Here is a 1,525-nt window from a genome sequence, read left to right on the forward strand (position 1 = left end):
GTGGAAATCCGGCTGCTGTGATTATTGGAAAAGAGTGGCCAAATGCAGATTTAATGCAAAAGATAGCACTTGAAAATAACTTATCTGAGACTGCTTTTGTAAAAATTATCTCTGTACACGACAAAAATAGATAACTCATTGAAATAATGTCATAATAATTGTTTTCTAACGACGAATACTATGACACATCTCAATGAGTTATATCTTATCTTAAACAAATATCTAAAATGGAACAAGTCACATTTAAAGTGCTTTGCGCTCATCATGCTTGTGATTATTTTAAAGCAAACATGTAATCTTTCTTCTGCATCTAAAGCCTTGCCCATCAAGTGCTTACCACAATCATTTTATCGACGTATGCAGCGCTTCTTTGCAGGTCAGTATTTTGATTATCGTCAAATTTCTCAGTTGATTTTCAATATGTTTTCATTCGACCAAGTGCAACTGACTTTAGATAGAACCAATTGGAAATGGGGAAAACGAAATATTAATATCCTGATGCTCGCAATCGTTTATCGTGGAATAGCGATACCTATCCTTTGGACATTGCTTAATAAACGTGGAAATTCAGATACGAAAGAGCGTATTGCTTTGATTCAACGCTTTATAGCCATTTTTGGTAAAGACCGTATTGTGAATGTGTTCGCAGACAGAGAGTTTATCGGTGAGCAGTGGTTTACATGGTTAATTGAACAAGACATCAACTTCTGCATTCGTGTTAAAAAAACTTCATTGTCACCAATCATTTAGGAAAGAATCATAAAATTAGTGATTTATTTCGCCATCTTAAAGTTGGTCAAATTGAATGTCGTAAACGACGGATTTTGGTTGGTCGGGTGAAACTATATATAAGTGCACTACAGTTAGAAAATGGAGAGCTTTTACTCGTCGTTTCTCCTCAGTTTAATGCCAATGCTATTCAGGATTATGCATTACGCTGGGAAATTGAAACCTTATTCAGTTGTCTCAAAGGACGCGGGTTTAATCTTGAAAATACGCGCTTGACAGACCCTAGACGAGTGAAAAAATTGATTGCGGTGTTCGCTATAAGCTTCTGTTGGTGTTACTTAACGGGTGAATGGCAACATGATCAAAAAAAAGCGATAAAAATAAAGAAGCATGGACGACTCTCAATGAGTTTATTTCGCTATGGTTTAGACTATGTTCAAATGGCGATTCAGCGTTTAATTGGTTTTGGGAAAAAAGAAGAGTTTAAGGAAATTTTGGCAATTTTAAGAAGGCAGAACCCTGATAGGATAAGGGTTCTGTGAAATTTGTCGTGTACAGAGCATCTTAAGTTTGATCCGTTTTTCTCAGCTACTCTTTTATTTTTAGCATCAATAGGCTTAGTTAGGAATAAATTTCAATCATAAAAACTTGTATAATTCATAAATAAAATAAATGAAAGTAATATTGATAATCAGTATCAAATGATAATTATTCTTTGTATTATTCATGTAATTTTTTAAAGCTACTTAAAGATTATGCAAAGGACTACGAAACACTTTCAAATTAATGCATTAGC

Annotated in this window: 2 protein-coding genes; both read left to right on the forward strand. The window is 34.0% G+C overall.

What is annotated here, in order from left to right:
- Positions 1 to 134, forward strand: a 134-nt coding sequence (locus tag FYJ60_RS12895; protein ID WP_205839107.1) for a PhzF family phenazine biosynthesis protein, incomplete at its 5' end; no start/stop codon positions are given.
- A gap of 46 nt (positions 135 to 180) precedes the next feature.
- A protein-coding gene (locus FYJ60_RS12410; RefSeq protein ID WP_154458985.1) for an IS4-like element ISAba1 family transposase occupies positions 181 to 1,271 on the forward strand; the annotation gives its coding sequence in 2 pieces (ribosomal slippage) (positions 181 to 721 and positions 721 to 1,271; 1,092 coding nt in all).
- The last annotated feature ends 254 nt before the right edge of the window (positions 1,272 to 1,525 follow it).

The sequence above is a fragment of the Bilifractor porci genome (genome assembly GCF_009696005.1).
Lineage (GTDB): Bacteria > Bacillota > Clostridia > Lachnospirales > Lachnospiraceae > Bilifractor > Bilifractor porci.